The 7090-nt window shown below is 63.9% G+C and carries 5 protein-coding genes; 4 read left to right on the forward strand and 1 reads right to left on the reverse strand.

Annotated elements, in window-relative coordinates; genetic code table 11:
• Positions 1–45 precede the first annotated feature (45 nt).
• The 4 genes from OPC11_RS21000 to OPC11_RS21015 all read left to right on the forward strand — a co-directional run bounded on the left by OPC11_RS21000 (position 46) and on the right by OPC11_RS21015 (position 6207).
• The gene (locus tag OPC11_RS21000; protein WP_264783274.1) at positions 46–1263 is read left to right on the forward strand and encodes an Nramp family divalent metal transporter; all 1218 of its coding nucleotides are present in this window, start codon (positions 46–48) and stop codon (positions 1261–1263) included.
• Positions 1264–3267 (forward strand): hydantoinase/oxoprolinase family protein, encoded by a 2004-nt coding sequence (locus OPC11_RS21005; protein ID WP_264783275.1) that lies wholly within the window; start codon positions 1264–1266, stop codon positions 3265–3267.
• On the forward strand, positions 3264–4895 hold the full coding sequence (locus tag OPC11_RS21010; protein ID WP_264783276.1) for a hydantoinase B/oxoprolinase family protein: 1632 nt from the start codon (positions 3264–3266) through the stop codon (positions 4893–4895). The genes OPC11_RS21005 and OPC11_RS21010 overlap by 4 nt, the downstream gene beginning before the upstream one ends.
• A 115-nt stretch (positions 4896–5010) precedes the next feature.
• Entirely contained in the window at positions 5011–6207 is a 1197-nt protein-coding gene (locus tag OPC11_RS21015) for a glycoside hydrolase (protein ID WP_232423885.1), read from the forward strand.
• On the opposite strand, the gene OPC11_RS21020 is transcribed toward OPC11_RS21015, so the two are convergent.
• Positions 6204–6590, reverse strand: a complete 387-nt coding sequence (locus tag OPC11_RS21020) for a right-handed parallel beta-helix repeat-containing protein (protein ID WP_232423886.1) — start codon at positions 6588–6590, stop codon at positions 6204–6206. The two genes, OPC11_RS21015 and OPC11_RS21020, sit on opposite strands and share 4 nt — an antisense overlap.
• Positions 6591–7090: the final 500 nt, after the last annotated feature.

Below are 7090 nucleotides of genomic sequence, written 5' to 3' on the forward strand. Positions count from 1 at the left end.
TTAAGCCCCATCTGTGGGTTGAGACACCATAGCACGACAACAGCCATGAAAATTATAGAACGACTACGATCCATCGGTCCCGGCGCGATGGTCGCGGCGGCGTTCATCGGTCCGGGAACGGTCACGACCGCCAGCGTGACGGGCGCGGAGTTCGGCTACGCGCTCGTCTGGACCATCGTCTTCTCGATAGTCGCAACCATCGTCCTGCAGGAGATGAGCGCACGCCTCGGCGTCGTCTCCCGTCACGGACTCGGCGAAGCGCTGCGGGAACAGTTCGACAGTCGGGCGCTGTCGGTTGTCAGCATCGCGCTCGTGGTGAGCGCCATCGGCATCGGGACGGCCGCCTACGAGACGGGAAACATCCTCGGCGGGGCCGCCGGGTTGGAAGGCATCACCGGCATCAGCGCACACATCTGGGGGCCGGTCATGGGCCTCTGTGCGGCCGCGCTCCTCTGGACGGGTCGGTACAAACTCATCGAGAAAGCCCTCGTCGCGCTCGTCGGCATCATGGCGATATCGTTCCTCATCGACGCCATCGTCATCGGTCCCGACCTCGGCGCGCTCGCGATGGGATTCGTCCCGAGCGTCCCCGAAGGTTCGACGTTCCTCATCACGGGACTCATCGGAACGACCGTCGTCGGGTACAACCTGTTCCTGCACGCCGGAAGCGTCCAGGAGCGATGGGCGGGACCGGACGAGTTGCCGGAGTCCCGCGCCGACACGATTTTCTCCATCGTCATCGGCGGCCTCATCACCATCTCCATTCTCGTCACCGCGGCGGCGGCGTTCCCCGTCGGAACGGAAATCGACAACGTGAGTCGGATGGCCGACCAGATAGAACCGCTCGCCGGACCCTACGCGACGGTGTTGTTCAGCATCGGCCTCTTCGCGGCCGGGTTCACCAGCGCGACCACCGCGCCGCTCGCGGGAGCGTACGCCACGGCGGGAGCGCTCGGCTGGGATACGGACCTCAAATCCCCGGGATTCCGCGCGGTGTGGGGAAGCATCCTCTTCATCGGCGTGGTGTTCTCCGCGTCGGGCTACCAACCGGTGCAGGCCATCGTCTTCGCGCAGGTGGCAAACGGAATCCTGTTGCCTATCGTCGCCCTCTTCCTCATCTACATCATGAACGACAGGAACATCCTCGGGGAGCACGTCAACGACACGACGCAGAACGTTCTCGGAATCGGCGTCACCCTCATCGTCGTCTGGCTCGGCGTCCGCGCGCTCTACACCGTCGGACAAAATCTGGGGGTGTTCTGAATGGCAGGGACGACGCGCGTCGGCGTGGACGTCGGCGGCACGTTCACGGACGTCGTTCTCCTCCTGCCGGACGACGAACTCGTGACGGCGAAGGTCCCCAGCACGGACGACCAGAGCGTCGGCGTCGTGCAGGGTATCGAGAAAGCCTGCGCGGAGGCGGACATCGACCCGACGGACGTGGACGCGTTCACCCACGCGATGACCGTCTCCGTGAACGCCCTCCTCGAAGAGGACGGCGCGAAGACGGCGCTCGTGACGACGCAGGGCTTCCGCGACGTGCTCGAAATCGGGCGGCAGGCCCGTCCCGACCTCTACGACGTGACCGTGGACAAACCCGCGCCGCTCGTCCCGCGACGAAGACGGTTCGAAGTCGCGGAGCGGACGACGGTGGACGGCGTTCTGACCGAACCCGACGAGGACGAGGTGCGGGAGGTGGCCGAACGAATCCGCGACTGCGATGCCGAAAGCGTCGCGGTCAGTCTGCTCCACGCCTACCAACATCCCGAAAACGAGCGGCGAGTCGCCGACGTCCTGCGCGAGGAACTGGACATACCGGTATCGGTTTCCCACGAGGTACTCGCGGAGTTCCGCGAGTACGAGCGCACCTCCACGACGGTCGTCGATGCCTACGTGACGCCCGCCATCGACGCCTACATCGGCCGCTTGGAGGAGCGCGCCGGAGAACGCGGCGTCCCCGAACCGCGAATCATGCAGGCCAACGGCGGCATCGCGTCGGCGAAGACGGTCCGCGAGCACGCGGTCACGACCACGATGTCCGGCCCGGCGGCGGGCGTCGTCGGGGCGGCCGAAACCGCGGGAGGGGGCGACGTTGACGGCCTCGTCACCTTCGACATGGGCGGCACGTCGAGCGACGTGAGCCTCGTCCGGGACGGCGAGGTCGAACGGACGACGGACGCCGAAATCAACGGCCGACCCATCAAGACGCCGATGGTGGACGTGAACACCGTCGGCGCGGGCGGCGGCTCCATCGCGTGGGTGGACGCCGGAAACGCCCTCCGCGTCGGGCCGCGCTCGGCCGGTGCGAACCCCGGTCCGGCCTGCTACGGACGCGGCGGGACGAAACCGACGGTGACGGACGCGAACGTCGTCCTCGGCTACATCGGCGGGAGTTCGGCGCTCGGCGGCGAACTCGAACTCGACGTGGAAGCGGCTCACGACGCCCTCTCCAGATTGGCAGACGAGGCCGGTTTAGACGACGCCCTCGCGGCCGCTCGGGGCGTCTTCCGAGTTGCAAACGCGAACATGGCGCGGGCGATACGCGCCGTCACGGTCGAACGAGGACACGACCCGCGCGGGTTCGGACTCGTCGCCTTCGGCGGGGCGGGACCGATGCACGCCGCCGCGGTGGCCGAGAGCCTCGACATGGACACGCTCGTGGTTCCGCACGCCTGCGGCGTGCTGTCCGCCTACGGCCTGCTCGCCGCCGACGAGAAACACGATTCGGTTCGGACCCTCAGGAGCCCGCTCGCTGACGCGTCGCTCGACGACGTGAAATCGGCCTACGACGACCTCACGGACGGCGTGCTGTCGGACGTGGCGGACGCGGACGCGGCGGACGTTCGGCGGGCCGCTGACCTGCGGTTCGTGGGACAGAGCTTCGAACTCACGGTTCCGGTGGACGAGGCGTTCGACGCCGAGACCGTCGCCGAGCGGTTCCGGAACGCGCACGAAAACGCCTACGGGTACGTCATGGACGACCCAATCGAACTCGTGAATCTCAGAGCGACGGCGGTCGTCGGCCGCGAGTCGCCGTCGGTCACGTATCGGACGGAGGGTGAGACCAAGAAGGGACGCCGCGAGGCGTTCTTCGACGACGGATTCCACGAGACACCCGTCTTCGACCGGACCGGCCTCGGCGAGTCGGATTCCGTCAGCGGACCGTGCATCCTCGAACAGAACGAGAGCACGGTGGTCGTTCCGCCGGGGTGGAGCGGGACGGTAAACACGGACGGAACGCTGGTCCTCGGGAGGGACGGACAATGAGCCACGAGGATTCGAACTCGGACACGGACATCGACGCGGTAACGCTCGAAATCATGCGCAACCAGTTCGAAGGCGTCGCGGAGGAGATGGGCCAAGTGCTCATCACCTCGTCGTACTCTCCGAACATCAAGGAGCGACGCGACTGCTCGACTGCGCTCTTCGACGCCGAGGGCCGCCTCGTCGCGCAGGCAGAACACATCCCGGTCCACCTCGGCGCGATGCCGGAGGCCGTGACTACCGTGCTCGACTACGACCCGGAACCCGGCGACGTGTTCGTCCTGAACGACCCCTTCGAAGGCGGGACGCACCTGCCGGACGTGACCATGGTGTCGCCGGTCACGGTCGACGGGGAGGTCCTCGGCTACGCCGTCTCCCGCGCGCACCACGCCGACGTGGGCGGGATGACGCCCGGAAGCATGCCCGCCGGGGCGCGCGAAATCTATCAGGAGGGAATTCGACTGCCGCCGGTCCGTCTCGTGAACGGCGGCGAGGTGAACGAGGACGTGATGAGCCTCCTCCTCGCCAACGTCAGGAATCCCGGCGAGCGCCGGGCGGACATCCGCGCACAAATCGCGGCGAACGACCGGGCGGAGGACCGACTCCGGGACCTCGTGAGCGAACACGGACGAAACCGCGTCGTCGCGGCCTTCGACGCGGTGATTTCGTACTCGCGCGACCGACTGCTCGCCGAACTTTCCGAATTGCCGAACGGAACCTACAGCGCCCGCGACGTGCTGGAGGGGGACGGCGTGACGGACGAGGATATTCCCATCGAGGTCGCCGTGACGATACGCGACGAGGGGATTTCGGTGGATTTCGCGGGAACCGCACCGCAGGTGGCGGGGAACGTCAACGCGCCGCTCGCGGTCGCAAAGAGCGCCGTCTACTTCGTGATTCGGTGCGTGACCGACCCCGAGATACCGCCGAACGGCGGCTGTTACGACCCGATTTCCGTCTCGGTTCCCGACGGGTCCCTCCTGAATCCGCGCCCGCCCGCGGCGGTCGTGGGCGGCAACGTCGAAACCAGTCAACGAGTCACGGACGTCGTGTTCGCCGCGCTGGCCCACGCGGTCCCGAACCGCGTGCCAGCGGGCGGACAGGGGACCATGAACAACCTCACCATCGGAAGCCGTGACGGCGGCGACGACGGCTTCACCTACTACGAAACCATCGCGGGCGGGTTCGGCGGCCGCCCGACGAAAGACGGGATGGACGGCGTGCAGGTCGGAATGACGAACACGCTAAACACGCCGGTCGAATCGCTCGAAGCCGAATACCCGCTGTTCGTCGAGGAGTACGCCCTCCGCGAGAACAGCGGCGGGCGCGGACGGTTCCGTGGCGGCCTCGGCATCGTTCGCTCCGTCACCGTCGAAACCGACGCAACCGTCTCGCTCCTCACCGAACGACGGCGAGTCGCGCCTCGCGGAATCGCTGGCGGCGCGGACGGTCTGCGTGGAGAGAACGAAATCGACGGCGAGAGCGTTCCGGCGAAGACGACCCGCGACGTGACGGACGGGACGACGGTCACCGTGCTGACACCGGGCGGCGGCGGACACGGCTCAGCGGCAAAACGCGACCCGGATGCTATCGAAACAGACAGAAACGACGGGAAGATGGAGTGGGACTAAGATAGCGGTTAGCACCGAAAACCTCACCTAAACGGTAACATTTTCGATGTATCAATATTTTTCGCGCGCCATCGTCAGGGAATAGATTGTTATCTCTCGAAATCAGATGGACGGTATGAGCAGACGAGTTGGTCGCCGTCAGTTCCTCTCCGGTATCGGTGCAAGTATCGGCTTCTCCAGCGTTGCGGGTGCCGGTAGCGTCCGAAAAGTCGGGCACAACGCACAAACCGAGCGGCAGCGGGAGCTGAATCTCCCTCCGGAAACCGACGCCCCCGTGGACGTCCGCGGCGCGATTTACCTCCCCGCCCGCGCATTTAACCGCTATCAGATGTGGAACGAGTACGACCCGGACATCATCGAACGCGACTTCAGCTACGCGGCGAGCCTCAACCTGAACGCCATTCGAACGTGGCTGAGCTACGAATACTGGCTCGTCGAACCCGAAGACCACATGGAATCGCTCGAACACCTGTTGGACACCGCCGACAAATACGACATGCGCGTCCTCCTCGGCCTGTTCGACAGCGTTGGACTCGAACCCACCTTCGAAAACCTCGTCCACGACGACGTGAAAACGGCCGTCCAATCGTTCTCCCCGTCCACCCGTACGATGGGAACCAAATCCATGTGGGACAAACCGCGCGACTTCATCATCTCGGTCATGCGGGAGTACCGGAACGACGAGCGTCTCCTCGCCATCGAGTTGACAAACGAGCCGGGATGGAACCACAAGGACATCCGATTTTTCAAGCAAATAGTGAACACGATGACGCACTATCGCGGTGAAATCCCCCTCTCCGTCGGTTCCACCAGCCTGGCGAACAACGCCCAGTATCTCGACTGGGGCATGGACATCCTCCAGTTCCACTACAACTTCGCGCGTAGTCCGGCGCTCTACAACCGCGTTCTCCGGCAGGCGAACAACCTCCAAGAAAAACTCGGAAAACCGGTGTGGCTCTCGGAGTGGCAGCGGATTCGGCCCGGAAAGTCATTTTTCGCCGATGTCGACGGCAACGCGGCCGTCCCCGACTACTCCTCGCTCGCCCCCACCATCCGAACGTCCGGCATCGGGAACTTCTTCTGGTCGCTCATGCTCAAGCCCGCATTTTCGCTGTACATGCGACGAAACGGCGTCCTCAACGGCCTCTTCCACGAAGACGGTGCGGTGTGGAGTCTAGACGACGCCCGCGCAATCAAATCCATGTCCGGCGACCCGGGATACGACGGAACCGAACGCAAGGAGTATCCCGACTGGGCCGACGCCATCAAAAAACGGAAGAAACGAGCGCCGGGCGACGAACAGCCAGTCTAGCTCGACACCTGTCCGCGTCCCCGCGTGCTGTTCAACTGATTTTCGTAATAGTGGAGCGTCGAATAGTCCACATTTTCGCTCCGGTTATCGACGAGGATGCCGAACAGGTTCCGCGCCGAGCGGGAGTGCTCGATACTCACGTCGGAACTGTTCCAAACCGTGATTCCCTCCGTGCTCCGAACCGCGCTCACGTTTCGAACCGTTACCGACGACGCGTTCGAGACGTGAATCGCACGATTCCAACGAACCACCCGAACCGAATGGATCGTCACGTCCGAGACGCCGCTCGCGTTATCGACGAGAACACCCGTCGTATCCGTAACACCCCGTCCTTTAATCGTGTGACCGGAGCCATTCACCGTCACGTGACTCGCGTTGATCACGAGACAACTTCCCGTCAACCCTGTCGCACCGCCAAAATCGTCCGCCAAAACGTAGTTTCCCGGCTTCGAAATCTTCTGACAATGCTTCACCTGTTTCGGTGGCGTGGAGTTAGACTCATGGTTTCCGCCCAACGGAAGGTCCACGAAATTGATAGCGAGCGCAACCACTACCAACAGGACCAACGGAGCGACGATGAGAGCTTTCCGATTCGTAGAATCGATGGAGACCATTCCTACTTCTACCCTTCTCGAGACAGATTATTAAAGGCCAATGGACCGCGAAATTGTCACCTTCGTCTCAGTGTCCGCTTTTCGAAAGTATGCACGATACGCATAGAAACGAATCATTACCGACGACGTGTCATCGAGAACGATTACAGAGACGTGTCTATCGGCCGGATAGAAATAGAAAAACCCGCACAGAGCGGTGGCTCCGTGCGGGTAATGAATGCGAGTATGAATGGGAGGCGGCGAATCGGATTTCCCAGAGGCTCGCGCAC

Origin of the sequence: Haladaptatus sp. T7, from assembly GCF_026008575.1 — an archaeon.
Classification (GTDB): Archaea; Halobacteriota; Halobacteria; order Halobacteriales; family Haladaptataceae; genus Haladaptatus; species Haladaptatus paucihalophilus.